This is a genomic window from Idiomarina seosinensis (assembly GCF_044797955.1).
GTDB lineage: Bacteria > Pseudomonadota > Gammaproteobacteria > Enterobacterales > Alteromonadaceae > Idiomarina > Idiomarina seosinensis_A.
Genome location: NZ_CP085211.1, coordinates 2056277 through 2076509 on the forward strand (window position 1 = coordinate 2056277; position 20233 = coordinate 2076509).

At 48.9% G+C, this 20233-nt stretch carries 15 protein-coding genes; 6 read left to right on the forward strand and 9 right to left on the reverse strand.

Annotated elements, in window-relative coordinates:
- Positions 1 to 3 precede the first annotated feature (3 nt).
- The 3 genes from secD to LG288_RS09755 all read right to left on the reverse strand — a co-directional run bounded on the left by secD (position 4) and on the right by LG288_RS09755 (position 3847).
- Positions 4 to 1848, reverse strand: coding sequence for a protein translocase subunit SecD (secD, locus tag LG288_RS09745; protein ID WP_404400041.1), 1845 nt, complete (start codon positions 1846 to 1848; stop codon positions 4 to 6).
- Between the two features lie 27 nt (positions 1849 to 1875).
- Complete coding sequence (gene yajC, locus LG288_RS09750) at positions 1876 to 2208, reverse strand: preprotein translocase subunit YajC (protein ID WP_404400043.1); 333 nt, start codon at positions 2206 to 2208, stop codon at positions 1876 to 1878.
- 133 nt (positions 2209 to 2341) lie between these two features.
- Positions 2342 to 3847, reverse strand: coding sequence for a sigma 54-interacting transcriptional regulator (locus LG288_RS09755; RefSeq protein WP_404400045.1), 1506 nt, complete (start codon positions 3845 to 3847; stop codon positions 2342 to 2344).
- A gap of 169 nt (positions 3848 to 4016) precedes the next feature.
- Here LG288_RS09755 and LG288_RS09760 point away from each other — a divergent pair, with 169 nt between their 5' ends.
- Both LG288_RS09760 and LG288_RS09765 read left to right on the forward strand, forming a co-directional pair.
- Positions 4017 to 4634 (forward strand): trimeric intracellular cation channel family protein, encoded by a 618-nt coding sequence (locus LG288_RS09760; protein ID WP_404400047.1) that lies wholly within the window; start codon positions 4017 to 4019, stop codon positions 4632 to 4634.
- 2 nt (positions 4635 to 4636) lie between these two features.
- Positions 4637 to 7984, forward strand: coding sequence for a PAS-domain containing protein (locus LG288_RS09765; protein ID WP_404400049.1), 3348 nt, complete (start codon positions 4637 to 4639; stop codon positions 7982 to 7984).
- Here LG288_RS09765 and LG288_RS09770 read toward each other — a convergent pair.
- Both LG288_RS09770 and LG288_RS09775 read right to left on the reverse strand, forming a co-directional pair.
- The gene (locus tag LG288_RS09770) at positions 7949 to 8605 is read right to left on the reverse strand and encodes a response regulator (protein WP_404403090.1); all 657 of its coding nucleotides are present in this window, start codon (positions 8603 to 8605) and stop codon (positions 7949 to 7951) included. The two genes, LG288_RS09765 and LG288_RS09770, sit on opposite strands and share 36 nt — an antisense overlap.
- Positions 8606 to 8716: 111 nt before the next feature.
- Positions 8717 to 10927 carry a TonB-dependent receptor gene (locus LG288_RS09775; RefSeq protein WP_404400051.1) on the reverse strand — a complete coding sequence of 737 codons (2211 nt, stop codon included), beginning with the start codon at positions 10925 to 10927 and terminating at the stop codon, positions 8717 to 8719.
- A 221-nt stretch (positions 10928 to 11148) separates the two neighbouring features.
- Between LG288_RS09775 and LG288_RS09780 the strand changes: the two genes are divergently transcribed.
- From LG288_RS09780 to LG288_RS09790, 3 genes are read left to right on the forward strand one after another with little or no spacing between them, the layout of a single operon-like run.
- Positions 11149 to 12441: a GntP family permease gene (locus LG288_RS09780; protein ID WP_404400053.1), complete on the forward strand. Its 1293-nt coding sequence runs from the start codon at positions 11149 to 11151 to the stop codon at positions 12439 to 12441.
- A gap of 11 nt (positions 12442 to 12452) precedes the next feature.
- Positions 12453 to 14096: a long-chain fatty acid--CoA ligase gene (locus tag LG288_RS09785; protein WP_404400055.1), complete on the forward strand. Its 1644-nt coding sequence runs from the start codon at positions 12453 to 12455 to the stop codon at positions 14094 to 14096.
- Positions 14093 to 15283 (forward strand): homoserine O-acetyltransferase, encoded by a 1191-nt coding sequence (locus tag LG288_RS09790; protein ID WP_404400057.1) that lies wholly within the window; start codon positions 14093 to 14095, stop codon positions 15281 to 15283. Before LG288_RS09785 ends, LG288_RS09790 begins: the two co-directional genes overlap by 4 nt.
- A gap of 52 nt (positions 15284 to 15335) precedes the next feature.
- On the opposite strand, the gene LG288_RS09795 is transcribed toward LG288_RS09790, so the two are convergent.
- Both LG288_RS09795 and LG288_RS09800 read right to left on the reverse strand, forming a co-directional pair.
- Positions 15336 to 17087 (reverse strand): TIGR03545 family protein, encoded by a 1752-nt coding sequence (locus LG288_RS09795; protein WP_404400059.1) that lies wholly within the window; start codon positions 17085 to 17087, stop codon positions 15336 to 15338.
- Positions 17088 to 17089: 2 nt separating this feature from the next.
- Positions 17090 to 17596: a DUF2062 domain-containing protein gene (locus LG288_RS09800; protein WP_404400061.1), complete on the reverse strand. Its 507-nt coding sequence runs from the start codon at positions 17594 to 17596 to the stop codon at positions 17090 to 17092.
- An 86-nt stretch (positions 17597 to 17682) separates the two neighbouring features.
- Here LG288_RS09800 and LG288_RS09805 point away from each other — a divergent pair, with 86 nt between their 5' ends.
- Positions 17683 to 18150, forward strand: a complete 468-nt coding sequence (locus LG288_RS09805; protein ID WP_404400063.1) for a GNAT family N-acetyltransferase — start codon at positions 17683 to 17685, stop codon at positions 18148 to 18150.
- Here LG288_RS09805 and glpQ read toward each other — a convergent pair.
- Positions 18125 to 19063 carry a glycerophosphodiester phosphodiesterase gene (gene glpQ, locus LG288_RS09810; protein WP_404400065.1) on the reverse strand — a complete coding sequence of 313 codons (939 nt, stop codon included), beginning with the start codon at positions 19061 to 19063 and terminating at the stop codon, positions 18125 to 18127. The genes LG288_RS09805 and glpQ overlap by 26 nt on opposite strands.
- Positions 19064 to 19174: 111 nt before the next feature.
- The gene (locus LG288_RS09815) at positions 19175 to 20227 is read right to left on the reverse strand and encodes a cysteine synthase A (RefSeq protein WP_404400067.1); all 1053 of its coding nucleotides are present in this window, start codon (positions 20225 to 20227) and stop codon (positions 19175 to 19177) included.
- Positions 20228 to 20233: the final 6 nt, after the last annotated feature.

A 20233-nucleotide genomic window follows, 5' to 3' on the forward strand; every position in this document is an offset into this window, starting at 1 on the left:
CGCCTAAATCGATAACTTGCTAAGGCGCTTACCGCCCCAGACTGAATTCACTAGCGCGCGTGTGCCGACGATAGCGGTAAACATTGACGTGATAATGCCAATTGCCAGTGTAATGGCAAATCCTTTAATCGGACCATTACCAATAGCAAACAGAATTAACGCGGCAATCAGGGTTGTCACATTAGCATCGGCAATGGTTGACAAAGCGCTGTCGTAACCGTGGTGAATCGCCTGCTGTGGGCTCCGCTTAGCTTTTATTTCTTCGCGTATTCGCTCAAAAATCAAAACATTAGCGTCTACGGCCATACCAACGGTTAATACAATGCCCGCCATGCCTGGCAAGGTCAGAGTTGCTCCCGGAATCATTGACATGACGCCAATAATCAAGATTAAGTTAGCTGCCAGCGCGCAATTTGCCACCAGACCAAACTTCCGATAATACGCAATCATAAACACCAGTACTAAAATAAAACCCCACAAGATGGCTTGTGTGCCGGCATCTATGTTCTGTTGTCCCAGGCTCGGCCCGACAGTTCGCTCTTCAACAATCTGGATGGGGGCAATCAAAGCACCCGCGCGCAACAGTAAAGCCAGGTTTTGCGCTTCCTGAGCGCCAACTCCGGTAATTCTGAAACTACTGCCTAAACGTGACTGAATGGTAGCGACGTTGATCACTTCAGCATTTTTTGTAAATTGTAGCTTACCGTCCTGATCGCGCTCATCGGTCGCATTGTATTCAATAAATACCGTTGCCATTGGCTTACCAACATTATCTTTGGTTGCCATCGACATTTTGTTACCACCGGCACCGTCCAGTGAAATATTAACCTGGGGCCGGTTGTACTCATCATAACCCACGCCGGCATTGACGATATGGTCGCCGGTCAGAATGACGTCTTCTTTAAGTAACTGCCGGGGGCCATCGCGCATCGGCAATAATTCGCTGCCAAAAGGAACCCGGCCGTTAACTGCATCCCGAACATCATTTTCGGTATCAACCAGACGAAATTCGAGTGTCGCTGTAGCGCCGAGGATTTCTTTAGCCCTTGCCGTATCCTGCACACCCGGTAACTCGACAACAATACGATTGGCACCCTGACGCTGAATAATCGGTTCCGCCACCCCCAGTTCGTTCACCCGGTTTCGCATAATGGTGATATTTTGCGAAACGGCGTAATCACGGGTTTCTGCAAGCTTCTGGTCAGTCATTTGCAGACGCAGGCTTTGCTCATCCGGTTCCTCTATCAGCTGATAACCCTCGTAACGGTTATCAAGGTACGTTTCAGCCGCCTGGTAGGCTTCATCATTACGTAGCTGGATGTAAACACCGTCATCGGTTGCATTAACGGCCGAGTAACGAATACGCTCTTCGCGCAACTCATTACGAACCGTATCTTTCATACCATCTAGTATTTTCCGCATGGCTTCGTCCATATCGATTTCCATCAGGAAATGAACGCCGCCCCGTAAATCCAGGCCCAGCTTCATCGGTTCAGCGCCAATGCTTTTCAGCCATTGAGGCGTTGCCGGAGCCAGGTTAAGTGCAACAATGTAATTATCACCCAGGCTTTCAACCAGGGTTTCACGGGCTTTTAACTGCTCATCGTCGGATGTGAGCCGAACCAGAATCTGTTCGTCTTCAAGGGCAATAGATTTGGGAGATATGTCCTGGCTGAGCAGCGAATTGCGTACCCGATCCAAAGTATTTGCATCAATTGTTGCTTGTCGATCTGCGGAAATTTGTACTGCCGGGTCCTCACCATAAATATTTGGCAGCGCATAAAGCGCTGCCAACAGAATGATGAAAATCACTAACAGGTTTTTCCACAACGGGTATTTATTTAACACGTCGTGCCACCTTTATTTGCAATGCAATTAGAGAGACTTCATCGTTCCTTTCGGAAGAACCGAAGACACTGCTGCTTTTTGAACCGTTACTTCAAGATCTTCATTTAACGCAATAACAATAAAGTCTTTGTCGTCACTGACCTTAGTTATCCGGCCGACCATGCCGCCCTGCGTTAACACTTCATCGCCTTTGCTTAGCGACGAAATCAATTCTTTATGCTGCTTTACGCGTTTAGCCTGTGGACGGTAAATCAAGAAGTAAAAAATCAAGCCGAACATGACCAGCATGAAAATTAATTCCATGCCACCACCTGCAGCTGAACCATCTTGCGCGTATGCAGGACTAATAAAAAAGTTCATAACATTCCCCAGCTATCTAAAGTTTTGTTGATCATTATTATGTCACCTTGTCATAAATGAGGACAAGGTGACGGAATTACAAGTCAATAAAGTACCATAGTTTAGCAAAAAGTTAGGGGGGAAGGATACTGCTTCAGATATCGAAACCCAGAGCTTTTAAGCGACGACGCAGTCCCACTTGCGAAACTTTTAACTGCCACATCATCTGCTCAGTATCGCCCTGATGCTTTTCAAAGCTCTCTCTTAACTGCGCTTCAGTGATGTCCTGAGCTGTCTGAATACCATCAAAACGTTGAATCAACTGATAAACCGACGCTCTGGAGATCCTCAGTTCCGTAGCCGTTGATTGTAATTCAAAGCGGTTATTCTGCAGGGCGGCCAGTAGCTCCTCGCGACTGATGGTGTTGGGTTTACGATTCGCACCCGCTGGTGCGGTGGGGTTTAACCGCGGTTTTAAAATCGACAACAGCTGAGTATCCAGTTGCAAGGCTCGACAATCACGACTATCGATAACCACCTGACGCGCAACGTTACGCAGCTGCCTGACATTGCCCGGCCAGTTAAACGTTAACAGCTGACTGATTAGTTCTGCCGGCACTGCCAGCTCAAGAGGTTTGTCCGGGCATAAGCGACGCCACTGCTCGCGAACAAACTGAATAAATAACAAGCTGATATCTTCCACTCGCTCGCTTAAAGCCGGTAAAAATATTTGGTAGGCACTCAGATGGTTCGCCAGTTGCTGTAGCCGCGAATCTTCGGTGTACGGACAGCTTTCGTAAATACTGGTGAGTATTAGCCGACAGTTGAGAGTTTTCGGCGTCTGGTTATCTTTGCATAAGTAATAGCCTTTGGTGAGCACTTTAAACAGCAAACTGATAACTTCTTCGGAGGCATCTTCCAAATCTTCAAGCACCAGAGTACCGCCCTCTGCCTGAGCAAAGTAACCCACATTTCTCTGGCTACCGAAGTAACCACCAAATAGTTCTTCAGCGGCAACGGCATCATGAATAGCCGCTAAATTGACACAAACAAACGGCTTTTCCTCTGCAAATATGGTGCGGTGCAACTGCAAGGCAGTAAGTTCTTTGCCGGTACCCGCCGCACCTCTGATCATTACCGGCAGGTTGAGCTCGGCAATGTGTTCAAGGTGGCTACTAATCGCCTTAATGTCCGGGCTTAAGCCTTTAAGTAGCGAGTTTTCTGCCGTGCGGATGTCCCGCAGCGGCATATACTTTAATACCAGCACCACCGTTTTATTCAGGCTAATGACCACTCCGGAACTTAAATCGGCCCCGCTTAGTAAGTATTCACTCTGCTCCGCCCTTCCGGCAATATTGACTGTTGTGCTGGTTGAGTGGGCCCGAATGCGGTAATTTTCTTCGTTGTCCTGTTGGATGATAACCGGAGAGCGGCTGATACGTGGTTCATTTAACGGCATTGCCGCACGGCCATTATGAGCGAAGTCAGGACGGTTGCGACTGAGGTAATCCCTGCCTTCGGTAACCAGCCCAAGTAAAGGAGCCGATTCGCCGATACGGCTTAACTCCGGATGCAGAGCAATGATCAATGTAGGCGCCACTTCCAGACGACTATCAAGGTCATCACCGGCGTGCTGAGTTTTCATTTCTGCAACATTCATAATGGTACGCTAATCCTTAGCATTACTTCGCCAGCTAATCTGGCGTCGTCAGTTCTGACACTGATGATAAAATAGCCAGTAGAAATAGTCGAGCAACAAACTACCATTCTGTCTTTTATAATGACAAACTGAACGAAATTTAGCTCTGCAACTGAGGCTGTTGATAAAAATGGATGTGTTGTTTTATTGGGCCGACCAGGCCGGCGTGGCCGTGTTTGCGATTGCCGGGACCTTGTTAGCTTTCCGTAAGCATATGGACGGTTTCGGTGTCGTTGTTCTGGCCTCGACAACAGCTATTGGCGGCGGAACCATTCGCGACTTAATTCTTGATTTACCGGTATTCTGGACTCAGGACCAAACCTACATCTATACAATACTGGCAGCGGCGTTAGTAACTATTATTTGGTTGCGTTACAAAACCTACATTCCAATGACCACCCTACAGCTTGCTGATGCTATCGGGCTGGCATTTTTTGCCACCATGGGCGCTGAAAAAACACTATCAGCCGGGTTTTCACCTTTTATAGCGGTGATTATGGGCACCATAACCGCCTGTTTTGGAGGTATGCTCCGCGATGTTCTTGCCCGTGATGTGCCTATGGTGCTGAAAAGTGAGTTGTACGCAACAACCTGTATCGCCGGTGCTACGGTTTACTGTCTGTTGATTAACTACAGTCCGCTCATTGCTTTTGCTGCGGCCATGCTGACCACTTTAGTGATCCGTATCGGAGCAATCCGTTACCAGTGGTCACTGCCGGTCTTCCGCGATTCCCATGAGTACCACTAATCATGTTGTCGGTATCTGTTACAGCTGCTACCGCCATCATCTATCTGATTGTATTATTTTTTATTGCTTACCGGGGTGACGGTAGTCGGCGGCAGCCTGCCAAACCTTATCGCTATTCACTGGCCCAGGGCGTTCACTGCACGTCCTGGGCTTTTTTCGGTACGGTTACCCAGTCTGCACATTACGGTTGGTCTTTCGCTCCGACTTACATCGGTGCTATCGCGGTATTCTTATTTCTGCATTCAATTCAACTGCGCATTCTCAATTATTGTAAGCAACAAAATATTACCTCAATTGCCGACTTAATCGGCACCCGCTATGGTAAATCACCTTTATTGGCGAGTGTCGTTGCCCTAACGGCGTTAATTGCTGTGGTGCCTTATATTTCTTTACAGCTAAGGGCTGTTACCGCCAGTTTTTCCGCCATTACCGGGGTCAATCAGAATCCCTTCTGGTTATTTGATTTATCCGCTCTGGTGGCTTTAGTGATGATTGCCTTTGGCTTCTTGTTTGCCACCCGTCGCTTAAGTCTGGCAGAGCAACACAGCGGCTTGATGGACGCCATGGCCTTCGAGTCAATTGTAAAACTGCTGGCGTTTATGGCGGTGGGCCTATTTGCGACTTACAGCCTGTTTGATGGGTTTAATGATCTGCTCGCAGCCAGCCTTAATACTGAGCATACAAGAGCAGCGATGGAGGGTAAAAGCGGTGGACTGTATGTTTACATCGTTCATGTACTGCTCGGCGCTTTATCAATGTTTTGTCTACCGCGTCAGTTTCATGTGACCTATGTAGAGAATACTCACAGTGATGAATTACGCGTTGCGCGCTGGGCTTTCCCTTTGTATTTATTCGCTATTAACTTTTTCATTTTGCCCATTGCTATGGCTGCTCTGCTGATTGCGCCCGAGCAAGCTACCAACGATACCTTTATGCTGGTGTTACCACTGTCCAGTGGACGCACTGATATTGCTCTTATTGCCTTTATCGGTGGCTTAGCTGCGGCAACCAGCATGGTGCTAATCGCTTTACTGGCCCTCAGTATCATGATCTCTAATGATCTGGTCATGCCGCTATGGCTCAGGTTAACCCGGCAGCGTCTCAGGCCGCTGCAATTCACTCCCGCGCGCATTCTGCTGATACGACGTGTCACCATTATCATCGTCATGTTGATGGCTTATATCTATTACCAGCTCACCATTGACAGTCTGCCACTGGTTAATTCGGGGCTGATTTCACTGGCCTTACTGGTACAGCTGGCACCCGCCATCATTGCCAGCGTATTGTGGCCGCGCAGCCATCAGCTGGGTGTGATATCCGGGCTGCTCGCCGGCGCGCTTGCCTGGTTAAGCTTGCTGCTGTTGCCCGCTTTAAATACAGCACAGCCAATAACGGATATTCAGGTGGCCGATGGGGTACTGATAAGCCTTGGCCTTAACTTAACTATTTTTATCTTAACGTCGGTGTTGATACCCAACCGGGATCACCGCGTTCAGACCACGGGCAATGACGACTTTATCCGTCAGCCAAGTCTTAGCTGGTCCCGCTTACACGCTTTGCTGGAGCGGTTTTATAGTCCGCGTCAATTGCATAACCTGCAGCAGAAAATGAATCTGAGCTTACTACCGCTGGATGACCAGTCGTTGGTACCCGCTCCTACTCTTGTCCGTATTGAACGGGAACTTTCGACTATCATTGGTACCTCCGCCACCCGGCTATTATTTGATACCATTTCCGAGCAGCAGGAGCTGCCTGTTGCTAAGGTGGTAGACTGGGCCACAGAAGCATCAAAACTTTATCGGTTCAACCGCGAACTCCTGCAGGCGTCAGTGGAAAATATTCCGCAGGGCATTAGTGTCATCGATCAAGAGCTGCGGCTGGTCGCCTGGAATCGTCGTTATATTGAAATCTTTGATTACCCTGAAGGCCTGGTCCGGGCGGGAATGCCAGTGGAAGAACTACTGCGCTACAATGCAGCCCGCGGTATGTTGAGTCAGTCGAACGGTCAAAACGTCGAGGCCGAAATTGAAAAACGCCTTAATTACCTACGAGCCGGCAGCCATTATCAGTACCAGCGCGCCCAGGGACAATTAATTATTGAGCTGCAGGGTAATCCAATGCCCGGTGGTGGTTTTGTAACGACGTACAGTGACATTACTGAAAAAATAGACGCCCAAAAAGCATTACAACACATCAACGAACAACTGGAACAGCGGGTAGCTGAGCGAACTGAGCAGTTACTCAGTGCCAAACAGGCAGAAGAAAAAGCGCACGTAAGCAAGTCCCGTTTTTTCGCTGCCGTCAGCCATGACCTGATGCAGCCTTTTAATGCCGCCAGCCTTTTTTGTGAAATGTTGCAAACCAAAGTGCAGCCGACGGTACTGCCGCTCGCTATTAACCTGCAACGTTCGCTCGAGCACGCTGAAGAACTACTGACGATGTTACTGGATATGACTAAGCTGGATGCCGGTAACTTAACTCCAGAACGCCAGACCTTTGCCTTAGATAATCTGCTGCAGCCGCTAGTAGACCGTTATCAGGCTATGGCAGCCGAAAAGGGCCTGCGTTTTGATTATGTAGCCTCGTCGGCAATCATTAACAGCGACCGCAAATTGCTCACCCGGGTTATTCAAAACCTGCTATCAAACGCCATTCGCTATACCCAGTCTGGCCGTATTATTTTGGGCGTTAAACGTCATCAGCAGCAGGCTACGGTATGGATTATTGATACCGGCGAAGGCATCCCCACTCACAAACAAGAAGACATTTTCAGAGAGTTTCATCAGCTTCAGGCCAGCGGCGATAATCCCGGCCTCGGGCTTGGCTTATCGATTGTGGAACGCGTTTGCCGGCTGTTGGCTGTGCCGCTGCAATTACGCTCCAGCCCCGGTAAAGGGACCGCCTTTGGTATTACCCTGACTGTCCAGTCCTGGCACAAAAACACAGAAGCTGATACGCCGTCTGCGGTACCTGTAGTGGAAGCAAGCTTACTGGCCGGATACCGGGTGTTGGTCATTGATAATGACCGCCGGGTACTGAGTGCCACTTCGACGTTACTAGAGCAATGGGGAGCTAAAGTTTATCCGGTAGCCGACCAGCAGCAGGCATTGCAGGTTCCTGCCTGTGACCTGATTTTTGCTGATTATCACCTGGATAACGGAATAACCGGAATCGATGTGGTCATTGCCCTGCGTCAGCACTGGCAATGCAATACACCGGCGATCATTAATTCTGCCGACCCCAACGAACAGTTACGCGAGCAGGCGTTGGAAATCAATGCTCAGTTTATCCCTAAACCGTTAAAAAGCGGCGCACTAAAGCGGCTGATCAAAAGAGTCCGGAGTCGTTAGCATTTGTTTAAAGAGAATACCTGCCTGGGTTCGGTTAATGCAGTTAAGCTTGCGCAAAATCGCCGAGACGTGCTGCTTAATGGTGGTTTCCTGCACACCTAGCTGGTAAGCAATTTGTTTATTTAATAAGCCGTTTGCGATGCACTGCAACACTTTAAACTGCTGCGGTGTTAGCTGCTCCAGCTGGTTAGCAAAAGCAGACAACTCTTTATCAGGCTGGTTAATAACATCCTGCATGCTGGCCGGTAACCAGTTATCACCTGCCAGCACAGTGACTACCGCCGTTTTCCATTCCGGCAGCGGCACCGACTTAGGTATATAACCGCTGGCACCTAATGCCATCGCCTGACGAACAACCCGGGTATCCTCGTTTGCCGAAACGATGACGACCAGAATATCCGGATACTGGCTGCGTAATGTCGATAAACCGGTTAAACCCTGATTACCGGGCATGGAGAGGTCCAAAAATACCAGTTCAATTTGCGGATGTGTTAAAAGTGCCTGCTCTAACTGCTGAAAACTGGAAACTTCAAGGATTTCCGACGACAGGGTATCGCTGAGCGCCTGATTCATAGCAGCACGAAATAAAGGGTGATCATCGGCAATAATTGCTCTGGCCATTTGAGACAGCTGAGTTGAGGATTGAATAATGACCATGCTATCGACTTTTAATAAAATTACCAGCGCCCGGGTTACTTTGAACAGTAACTCGGGGCGCTGGCGTTACGGGGACTAGAAGCGATAACCAACAGCTAAGGAAACAGTCCGTGGGTCACCGTAATAACCGGTCACGATATTTTCACCGAATGTCGAGCCAAAGTTATAACCTGACACCCGGTACTCTTCATCAAACACGTTTTTAGCGTGCAGGCCGACTGTCCACTGACCCGAATCCGAGTACCAGACTAAACTGGTATTGGTCAGGCTGTAAGCCTCTTCATCCAATGGCGACGGAATTTCGAAGATTTGCGTTTCATCGCGGTAGGCTACCGTACCGGACCAGACCAAAGAGCCGTTTTCCAGCATAAATTCTTTGGTAAAGCCAAGGTTGGCAGTCAGCTCAGGAGTATTCTGAAATGACCACACATCAGAGACGTCTTCAATTTGCTGTAATTCAGGGTTAAAAAACTCAACAGAGTCAAATTCCGCGTCAATATAGCCTAATGAACCGGTAAAGTTTAACGTCGGAGTGACCGCAAAAGTCGACTCAAATTCGACACCCTGAACCGTCGAGTCAGCCGCATTAAGAACCTGAGAAGCAACACCACCACCCTCAATAGCTCGTTGCACGGTAACCTGCATATCCTGATAGTCTGATACAAAAGCGGCCGCATTCAGGCGTAACCTGCCGTCCAGCATTTCACTTTTCACGCCAAACTCAAAGGTATCAACGGTTTCAGGATCGTAGGGGTCAGAACCGTCAGGGTTAATGGAAACGTCAGCGCGCATATCAATACCACCGGATTTAAAACCGTTGCTGTAGCTGGCGTACATCATCAGGCTAGGATCTACCTGGTAACTGACACTGGCGTGAGGGCTGAATTTGCTCCAGTCTTCCTGTTGCGAGAAGTCAGAGTTAATGACGATGGGATCCATATCATAATCACCACGGTCAAGGAACTTAATGCCGGCATAGGTATAGCGAAACACGTCGGCTTCTTTATCATCACGGGTATAACGACCGCCTAAAGTGACAGACCACTTGTCGTCTAACTGATAAGTTGCCTGACCAAATAATGCCTCACTGGAGGTGTCCACGCAGCCACCGGTATCAATCGACAACCCTAACAGACCCAGCACGGTACCAAACTCGCCGCAGGCTTCGCCTTCATATAAGTACAGACCACCGACAAAATTAAGTCGATCGGCATTGTACATAAACTGGAATTCCTGGGTGGTTTGATCGTCCTCATAGACTGCAGGTATCAGCAGCACCGGGTTGACTGTCGAGTCAAAGTCAATATTGGTGTTGGTGTAACCTTCCCGGTATGCCGTTACTGATTTGAACATCCATTCACTGTTGATGGCCCAATCAATGGTCATCGAATAACCTTCGTTTTCTACCGTGTTTTCTGTCGGCATCGCAGTGTAGGCGTCAAATACGTCTTCCTGGCGCGGCTCGTCGCTTAGCAGCGATGGTAGCAGTCGGTGTCCGCCGCGTGCATTAGAATCATCCTGAGTCCAGTCTGCGGCAAATCGTACATTTACATCCTTACTGGCCAGCCATTTAGCATTCAAACGGCCGGTCATCAGTTCTTTGTTGTAGTTTTCATCGCCGGTGTTAACAAACTTACCGAAGCCGTCACGGTTTAACGTCGCAAACGCACCGCCAACATAAAAGGTGTCACTCAAAGCCGTCTGACCGGACACTTTCAGATCTGCCTGACTGTAACTACCGACGGTTCCTTTTATTTCAAACTCATCGTAACCAGTCAGTTCACGGGTCACGTACTTCATTGCGCCGCCGATTGTGTTCTTGCCGTATAACGTACCCTGCGGTCCGCGCAACACCTCGACCCGCTGCACGTCCAGTACTTCCAGCACTGCGCCCTGTGGCCGGGCTACATAGACATCATCAATATAGATACCCACGCCCGGTTCGAAGCCCCACAAGGGATCCTGCTGACCGATACCACGGATGTAAGCTGTCAACGTTGAGTTTGTTCCGCGGCTTACCTGAAAGGTGGTATTCGGCATCTTATATTGCAGCTCAGTAATATCCTCGATGCCATCGCGCTCCAGCTCCATCTCGCCAAAGGCGGTAACGGATACCGGCACTTCCTGTAGGCTTTCACTGGTGCGGCGCGCTGTCACCTCTATGCGCTCTAATTTGCCATCCTCGGCTTCGGCTTCCTGTTGCTGCTGTGCCATAGCCAGCGGACTACCTAACAAACCTGACACAGCAAGCGCTAACACTGATTTTCTGAAATTGGGTGTGTACATATGGATTCCCCTGACGATTAAGTCGTTATCATTTTTATTAGTGGTTTCCGTTATTACTACTGAACGGTCCAGAGTCATGGCTGGGTACTAAGCTAACGCAAAATGTTAAAAAAGTGATCTGTACCATAGTACTATGGGTCAAGTTTCCTGGATAACGCACAATACCAACAGGCAACGAACCGGGGCATGGCTGTTTCTATTGACTCGTTGCGAGGTAACTCATGTTAAGTATGATTGGACTTGTTGGTGGCCTGGTGCTGCTGATCATTCTCACCCTGCGTGGGATGAATTTATTTATTAGCGCGCCTTTGTGCGCTGTATTCGTTGCTTTATGCAGTGGCATTCCTTTATTCACTGGTGATATCAACTTTGTCAGTGCCTATATGGATGGTTTTGCCAGCTTTGTGGCCGCTTGGTTCTTTATGTTTTTACTGGGCTCGATGTTCGGTAAATTCATGGAGGATACAGGGGCCGCAGATAGCGTTGCCGGATGGATTATAAACAAGCTGGGCCGCAAACAGGCGGTACTTGCTGTGGTATTAGCCTGCGCTATTTTAACCTATGGCGGTGTTAGCGTTTTTGTGGTGGCATTTTCTGTTTATCCCATGGCATTGTCGCTATTTAAAGACGCTAACCTGCCCCGCCGTTTTATTCCGGCAGCGCTGGCTTTTGGCTCGGTTACTTTTACCATGACGTCTGCCGGCTCGCCTGAGATTCAAAACTGGATCCCGATTAAGTACCTGGGAACCTCGCCCTACGCAGCCTGGGAAGTTAGCCTGGTTGTCGCTGTGCTTATGGCCTGTTTTGGTTACTGGTGGCTGCGCAAAATTATTAATCGGGCTATTGCCAATGGCGAGCACTTTGAGGCGCGCCCCGAAGATCCGGTGCTACTGGAACGCAAACTGCCAAATCCGCTGGCCAGTCTTGTGCCGCTATTAGTGGTATTGGGCTTGTCTTTTACCTATCACCAGAGTCTTGCTCAAAATGCACTTATTGTGGCCTTGTTGGGCGGCGTGATAGCTATTGCGGTTATTAATTTCCGTTACTTTCACCGCCCCCAGCAGGCAATATCAGAAGCAACGACCGGTGCTCTGGTCGCTATTGGTAATACCGCCGCAGTGGTTGGCTTTGGTAGTATTGCTAAAATTACGCCAGCCTTTGAGTCTGCCGTTACCGCCATGACCAATTTACCCGGCAATGAACTGGTTGGCGCGGCAGTAGCAGTTAGTGTGATTGCTGGTCTTACGGGCTCGGCCTCCGGGGGTCAGGCGATTGCGCTGCCCGAAGTTGGACCCCATTATCTGCAGGCCGGAGTCAATCCGGAACAGTTACACCGGATTGTTTCGATCTCGTCAGGGGCGCTGGACTCATTGCCTCATAATGGCTATGTGGTAACCACAATCCGGGCCATCTGCAATGAAACCCATAGCGCTGCCTATTGGGCGGTAGCTGCCGTTACTGTAGTGGTGCCGCTAATGGGACTGGCCGTCGCAATTGGTTTATTCATGCTGTAAGGAATAATAAGATGCTTAATTCTCCCATTTCCGGAAATACCATGCAGCGACCGCTACAAATTATTGATTTGTTGCGCTTTGCTGCCAGCCGCCATGCACAACAGGAAATAGTAACCTGCCGCTTAGAAGGCGATACTCACCGCTACAACTACTCCGACTGCTTTCAGCGTAGTGCGCAGTTAGCAGATGCTCTTGCTGAACTGGGTATCCAGCCCGGTGAAAGGGTTGCCAGCCTGGCCTGGAATACCTATCGCCACATGGAGCTTTACTACGCTGTCAGCGGTATCGGTTCGGTAATGCACACGGTTAACCCAAGGTTATTCAGCGAGCAAATAAGCTGGATTATCAATCACGCAGAAAGCCAGTGGGTATTTGTTGACCTCAGTTTTGTCGCCCAACTGGAGGAGATCCAGCAACAATTGCCTAAAGTTAAAGGCTTTGTAGTAATGACCGATCGTGCCCATATGCCGGAAACTTCATTAAATAATGTGCTCTGTTACGAGGAACTGATTGCCGGGCGACCAGAGCAGTACCCCTGGCCCGATGTCGATGAAAACAGTGCGGCTTTACTGTGTTATACATCCGGCACCACCGGAAACCCGAAAGGTGTGCTGGCCTCTCATCGCGCTATGGTACTGCATGCTCAGGCCACCGTCAGCGCTGATATGCTGGATCTGCGCAGTGATACCGTATTAATGCCTATGGTGACCATGTATCACGTTGCTGCCTGGGGCGCTCCCTATGCCGGCCCTCTATCTGGCTGTAAGTTAGTATTTACTGGCGACAAAACTTCCGGTAGCGCAATGGCTGAAATTATTCGCAGCGAACAGGTAACGGTTGGCTTAGGTGTGCCAACGATTTGGCTAACTCTGCATAATTACCTGGCTGAAAATAATCTCACTGTTCCCTCGCTTAAGCGGGTCTGTGTTGGCGGAGCAGCCTCGCCAGTTGGCTTAGTTAAAACCTATGATCAACAGTACGATGTATACTGGCAGCCAATCTGGGGAATGACGGAAACAGGTCCATTAGTACATTCAGCACCGCCGCAAGCCGATATTCTGAGCCTGCCCAAAGAACAACAGTACCAGCTGCAGACAACAGCAGGACGCCCGGTTTTTGGTGTCGAAGCCCGTATTGTTGATGCGGATAATCAGCCTTTGCCCCATGATGGCGAAACACGAGGCGAACTTCAGGTACGCGGCCATTGGATTGCCACCCGCTATTTTGCCAATGACGATCTCAGTAGTTTTCCTGATGGCTGGCTGGCTACTGGCGATATCGCCGTCATCGATAGTAAAAACTTTATGAAGGTGGTCGACAGAAAAAAAGACGTAATCAAAAGTGGCGGTGAGTGGATAAGTTCGCTGGATATTGAAAACATCATCAGTCAGCACCCTGCTGTCAACGAATCCTGTGTTATTGGCGTAAAGCATCCAAAGTGGGACGAGCGACCCTTACTACTGATAGTAACTAAGCCCGGAGAAAGCCTCGATAAAGAGACCATTAAAGACTTTTTAACGGGCAAGATTGCACGCTGGTGGATGCCTGATGATGTCGTTTTTGTCGACCAGCTACCCCATACAGGCACCGGTAAACTGGTGAAAAATGAATTACGCCGACACTATCAAAATTATCTGCAGGAGAAACTCTCATGAAGCGATTGATCAAACAGCTTAGCGGCATAGCGGTTGCGCTTGTCGCCGCCGTTGGCAGTCTTGTAGCCCAGGCCCAGGAACCGATGCTGGTCGAGAAACAAAGTTTCAGTTTGCCCGAGTATACCACCCATGGCGGCGAGCACATTAAAGATGTCAGGGTCGGCTGGGAAGCCTACGGAAAACTTAATGCGGCAAAAGACAATGTCATCTTGGTCACCCACTTTTTTTCCGGTAATAGTCATGCCGCCGGCCGGTATGCCCCGGATGATCCTCAGCCCGGCTATTGGGATTCGATCATAGGCCCCGGTAAAGCGATTGATACCGACAAGTATTATGTCATCAGCGTCGACTCGCTGGTCAACGCCTACCCGCACTTGCCGTCTGTTATCACTACGGGCCCTGCCACTATCAATCCTGATACCGGACAGCCCTACGGACTGGACTTTCCGGTAGTAACCATTCGTGACTTTGTGAATGTTCAAAAAGCACTGCTGGAGTCACTGGGTATTTCGCGTCTGCATGCGGTCATTGGCGCATCGATGGGCTCCCTGCAGGCCATTGAATGGGCTGCTACTTATCCTGACTGGGTAGACCGTATGGTGTCCGTTATTGGCACAGCAGCAATGGATGCATGGACTATCGCGGGTTTGGAGGCCTGGGCGCAGGCGATTAAATTAGATCCTAACTGGAACAACGGTAATTATTATGACAGTGAGGCGCCGTTAGACGGGGTGACTATGGCACAAGCTTTGATAACTCATAGTGCCATGCACCCGGATATTTTTAACCAAACCGCGCCAGCTCAGCAAACGCTGCCGCCGGAAGGTCTAAAAAGTGTTACCAACACCTTACCGGCTACACAATGGCTATACGGCAGTAGTCGTCAGCGCGCCCCCCTGGCTGATGCCAACCACATTTTATATCTGGTCAGAGCTAACCAGCTTTTTGTTGCCGGCCACCAGCAAACGCTTACTGAAGGGTTAAAAAACATTCAGGCAGAAACTTTGTTTTTACCGGCCAGTAACGACCTTTTGTTAATGCCTTATATGGCAGAAGCTGCAGTCAGCGAGCTTAGACAGCTGGGTAAAGAAACCGAGCTGGAAATGATTGACGGGCCGTGGGGCCATCTGGACGGGATTTATTCGATTCAGCAAAAAGCAGAAAAAATACGCCAGTTTTTACAGTAATGACCTGCCCGGTAACCCGCAGACCAGTGCTTGTGGGTTACCGGGCCACTATTTAACCACCAAACAGGCGGCCTTTTAATTTGTCTTTTAGGCTATCCTGCAATTTTGCTTTTAGCAGCTCTTCCAGTTGCCCCTCAAAATTATCAGCTCGCTGATTTAACTGGCCGATGTTATCCAGTAACGCCGTTTGTGACTGCAGTTGTTGTTGTACTCTGGACTCTAAATCAGCTTTTATTTCATCCAGCTTCCCTTGTGCCTCGGCCAGCGCGCTATCGCCTAGTAACTGCGCCAGCTGCTGATCAAGGTCCGAGCTAAGGCTCAGCCGCGGGCTAAGCATACTACCCGACAAGTCGGTGTTTATGTCCAGTCGATTCAACTGCTCTAACGCAGTAGCAACAGCCTGTGTGATCTTGCTGCCGCCGCTGGCAGTCATCTTTAAATCCAGCATGCGTATAATTGCATCACCGTCCAGCTGGTTTTCCCGCACCAGCACGGTACCATCACTGTCCAGCAGCGCTGAGGCAATAGACGCTGTTAGTTCGCTAGAATCACTTAAACCAAGGTTTGTTAAGTTTGCCCCTTTTAATTGCCATTGTTGTTTTGCATCAATGCCCGAAGCTAACAGCGACAATTGCCCGTTTAAATTAAAGGCTTCCCACAAGTCGCTGTTATCAACTCGCGCTTGATAGGTGGTCGGCTGGCCAAGCAGATCATGCTGGTGGGTAATATTTTGCCAGTTTACAGCCACCTCATTGTCGCCCAGCAAAATTTGCGTATTCGCTTTTTTTATCCAGAATTCCGGCGGTGCGTCATCTTCAACAAAGGAGAGGCTTTCACCCTGGCCCCTGACTTTTTTTACGGTTTCGGTATTGGCTGAGCGAGCTAACATTGGCGCTAATTGATCATAAGCAAGTAGTAAATACTCACTCCATTGGCGCGCTTTCTGGCCTAACAAAAGTCCGGTCACGTTTTTAAGGCCGACCTCATTAAGCTGGAAATATTCTCGGATCCGCTCGATATCCTTTGCCGGTGCCTGCCGCAGCTGCTCTACCTGCTGTTGCAGCACCGTTCTGGACTCACTTAACTGCTCACGCATCGCCTCGATAGCTTGTTTATCCTCCCGGATCCGCTCTTTCAGCTGTTCCAGCTTGTCTCTGCGGGCAGCTATATCAGTTAAGCCCTCTACATCACCTTCGGTCAGCGCTTTTATGCGCTGTTGGTAATCGGCAATTTTTTCTTTATCCGGGAGTGCCTCCCGTGCCTGCTGAAATTCATCCCGCTGCTTGCCTAACGCTGTTTGTGCCTGTTCGGCAACCTGGTCTGTCGTTAAGCCGACCTGGTCGATAATTTCATCTTTACCCGGCAGGGACACTTTTAATTTTTGCCAGTTTGTTGCTGCCCAATCTTTGACATCCTGTTTATCGGGTACAACGTAAACCTCGCCTTCACCGCCTGTCCGCTCTTGATCAACGCGAACGCCAAGTACATCCAGTTGAGCAATGTGTATCCGCCCAAGCAATAACTGCGCAGCGGAAACATCGGCGCTTAGTTTATCCAGTTGCACCTGATTATGCGTCGGCTTGGCGGGGTCAGTTGCCTCTACATCGTAGGCCATCAGTGTCAGTGGCGACCAACGGTGCTCGACACGCTCGATGTTCACTTCCGCGCCATGCAAACGCCCTAAGGTGTATTGCAGAGAAACTTTTAATAAAGAATCAAGGAATAACCAGGAAACTAACACCAGCACCCCAATGATAATGCCAAATGCAGCCAGCCCACGCCAACGCAGAATACTTCGTTTCATGCTTACCCCCGTAAATCCATATACAATCGCCAAAAGCGAGTGCCGCGAATCAGCTGCACAACTTTTAGCTTTAATAAACGTGCCTGAATTTTTTTGCGATAATTGCTGATGATAAGATAGCTCAACACCGCTACTACCGGGCTTAGCAAAATACTGACGACTAAACTGCCCATGGTAATGGTATGGTAAAACTGCGATACACGCCCAAGCGCCGTTGCATACATTGCCTCGTAAATACCCTGCCAACTTTGCGCATTTAACAGGCTAAGACCAATCTGATGAAAGAAGGGATCCAGTAAATAAGCAACGCCCGAGAAAATTACAAAAGACAGAATAAACAACGATAAATTAACCCGGAAAATAAGTGCTGCCAGCAGTATCAGAAGATTATGCAGACGCCATAATGGGGTCAGGCCTAATATCATACCCAGTACCATCGCCATCGCTAAGGCCCAGGGGCTGGTTTCCGAATTCAGCGCTTTCAACATTTTGGCCAAAAACGTCAACATAAGTCATGCTCCTTGTCTTTATTCCTGCTTCTAATATAGTGTCGGTTGGGCCTTTTCCGCAAACTAAGCCATCAACGAGCAACAGGATGAGTAATCAATTAGCCGTAAGGAAAGCCAGAGTTAGTGATCTGGATAATTTAACCGCATTAGAGCAGCGCACGTTTGACTATAGCCGTATCAGCCGACGTAACTTTCGCCGCTTAATTCAGTCATCCAGCGTTAATTTCTGGGTCATCACTGAAGGCCAAAAGCTGATAACCTACGCCATAACACTAGCTCGTAAAAACAGTCGTTTCTGGCGCATATACTCCATTGCCGTCGACAGTCAGCATCGTAACCGGGGTCTGGCAAGAGCTATGCTTGAACACATCATTACCGAAGCTAAAAAAGACCAGCGTCAGGGGCTGACCTTAGAAGTCAAGGTGGATAATATTGTAGCAATAAAACTTTATCAGTATTACGACTTCGAAACGGTCGATCTTTTACCTGACTATTACGATGATGGTACTGACGGTTTTAAAATGCGCCTTACTTTTTATCCGGAAAATCACTAAAGGCACCTGTCACGCCCGCTTTTTTTAGCCAATCACGTAACTGCTTCAGAGACGTTACCCCGGCAGGTAACTGGTCATCGCGTAGTGTGTAAACAAAGACATTTAAGTTAGTCCGCTTAGCATGCGTCAGTATGTCTGACCATTGCGGTTGGTTGTCCTCGACGCCTGTTAGCAAATGATTGAGCCAAACACCTACATTGTCAGCATAGGCCGATAAAGATTCCATCCCCGCATAGGTTCTCAGTGAATCATAGTCAACTCCTGACTCGTTCCAGCTATTATCCGCAATCAGTTGTACTAGCGGATAATCGATATGGAACTCTCGCTTTAAACGCCGCAAAGTTTCCGGGTCAAAGGACTGTAAATAAATTTTGGTCGGGGCCTCACCGTCCTTGTAGCCCTGTTCTTTCAAAACCTCAACGACGGCGGCAGTCGCATCGTAATCCTGACCGTGATACCAGCGCGGTGCTTTAATTTCGATGTACACACCGATATTCTTATTGCGGGTGCGATTTAACTGCTTAATTAGGCTAATTGACTCAGCCAGAGTCTGTATCGGAAAGACCAGCGAGCTGGGTTGAAAACGGTCCGGATACCGTAACTCGCCATCACTTTTTGTGCGTGGTTTTAAGCTTAACTGCTTTAGCTCTTTTAACGAAAAATCAACTACGTAATAGTGTCCATCGGGCCGCTGACGTGTCGGAAAAACGTCCGCCACATTGGATACCCGGTTAAGGTATAGATCGTGCAGTACCACCGGGATACCATCCCGGCTAAGCTGCACGTCCTGCTCAATATAATCGACGTCCAGGCCGTGAGCTAATACGGTACTGGCCCGGGTATGCTCTGGCACATAACCCGAGGCCCCGCGATGTGCAACATCGATAAACGTAGGAACCGTAATCGTTTCCATGTTTTCTACTGCTGTTGTATTCTGCGCGAAAGCAGTACTGAACCAACACAGAATACTTAATGCAAAACCACAGCGAAAAGCAGTCATCCTTCCCCCGTTACGATTCATCGGTTAATCGCACGACCAGTTTGTTTTAATCACCTTATCACCTAAATTCTGATAGCGCTCGAGCAAATCTGCTATCGACTCTGGTTCCGGTGCTAAATTTTTTGCCTGCAGGTAAGTTTCGTTATAAAGCTTGCTGGCCGAGCGCTCACCCAGATCACAGGCAAAGGTGACAATACGCTGACCTTTACCTTTTTTTATCGCCGCAGCCACTGAAGCAGCGACATTGAGGGCTGAACTGCTGCCTAACACGATACCGTCCTGTTCTTTAACGTAACGCGAAATGGTAATTAAATCCTGGTCCGGTAAATTAACGGCGTGATCAATGGTCGCTTGTTTAAAGTTTTCAACCAGCCTCATAATACCGATTCCCTCGGTCATCGAGCTACCACTGGAAACGTATTCTCCCGTTTTTAAAAACTGAAAAATACCCGAACCATCGGGATCAGCGAGCCAAACATCGATGTGCTTGTCCTGTTGCTTTAAAAACTTAGAGTTACCACCAATAGTTCCGCCGGTACCCGCTACCGAAACAAAGGTATCGATGCGGCTTTGCATTTGTTCCCATATCTCGGGCGCTGTGTGCTGGTAGTGCGCGTCAGCATTACTGGTATTTTCAAACTGATTTGCCCACCAACAATCATTACGCTGTTCAGCAATACGCCGGGCGGTGTGATAAAAGTGATGTTCGTTTTTAAAAGGAACAGGATCAACCGCCAACACCTCTCCGCCATGCAGGCTGATCATACGTTGCTTTTCCGGTGCCTGATCGTTGGGCATCACAGCCAGCATATTCATACCGTATGATTTTGCGACCAAAGCCAGACCAATACCGGTATTACCCGCGGTCCCCTCGATAACGGTCATGCCAGACTCTAACTCGCCCCGTTTCATCGCATCTTCAATCAGTTGTTTTGCTGCCCGGTCTTTAATGGAGCCGCCAGGGTTTTGAAATTCACACTTCAGATAAATTTCACAACCCGTTAACCTCGATAACGATGGTATTAACAGCAAATCGGTCTGGCCGATTAAATCGCTCATTCGTTGCCCAGTTCTCATTAGCGT

What these genes read in the sequence shown, in the direction of transcription:
- yajC (WP_404400043.1), bottom strand. Translation starts at nt 2,208, where the DNA reads ATGAACTTTTTTATTAGTCCTGCATACGCGCAAGATGGTTCAGCTGCA.
- LG288_RS09755 (WP_404400045.1), bottom strand. Translation starts at nt 3,847, where the DNA reads ATGAATGTTGCAGAAATGAAAACTCAGCACGCCGGTGATGACCTTGAT.
- LG288_RS09760 (WP_404400047.1), top strand. Translation starts at nt 4,017, where the DNA reads ATGGATGTGTTGTTTTATTGGGCCGACCAGGCCGGCGTGGCCGTGTTT.
- LG288_RS09765 (WP_404400049.1), top strand. Translation starts at nt 4,637, where the DNA reads ATGTTGTCGGTATCTGTTACAGCTGCTACCGCCATCATCTATCTGATT.
- LG288_RS09770 (WP_404403090.1), bottom strand. Translation starts at nt 8,605, where the DNA reads ATGGCCAGAGCAATTATTGCCGATGATCACCCTTTATTTCGTGCTGCT.
- LG288_RS09775 (WP_404400051.1), bottom strand. Translation starts at nt 10,927, where the DNA reads ATGTACACACCCAATTTCAGAAAATCAGTGTTAGCGCTTGCTGTGTCA.
- LG288_RS09780 (WP_404400053.1), top strand. Translation starts at nt 11,149, where the DNA reads ATGTTAAGTATGATTGGACTTGTTGGTGGCCTGGTGCTGCTGATCATT.
- LG288_RS09785 (WP_404400055.1), top strand. Translation starts at nt 12,453, where the DNA reads ATGCTTAATTCTCCCATTTCCGGAAATACCATGCAGCGACCGCTACAA.
- LG288_RS09790 (WP_404400057.1), top strand. Translation starts at nt 14,093, where the DNA reads ATGAAGCGATTGATCAAACAGCTTAGCGGCATAGCGGTTGCGCTTGTC.
- LG288_RS09795 (WP_404400059.1), bottom strand. Translation starts at nt 17,087, where the DNA reads ATGAAACGAAGTATTCTGCGTTGGCGTGGGCTGGCTGCATTTGGCATT.
- LG288_RS09800 (WP_404400061.1), bottom strand. Translation starts at nt 17,596, where the DNA reads ATGTTGACGTTTTTGGCCAAAATGTTGAAAGCGCTGAATTCGGAAACC.
- LG288_RS09805 (WP_404400063.1), top strand. Translation starts at nt 17,683, where the DNA reads ATGAGTAATCAATTAGCCGTAAGGAAAGCCAGAGTTAGTGATCTGGAT.
- glpQ (WP_404400065.1), bottom strand. Translation starts at nt 19,063, where the DNA reads ATGGAAACGATTACGGTTCCTACGTTTATCGATGTTGCACATCGCGGG.
- LG288_RS09815 (WP_404400067.1), bottom strand. Translation starts at nt 20,227, where the DNA reads ATGAGAACTGGGCAACGAATGAGCGATTTAATCGGCCAGACCGATTTG.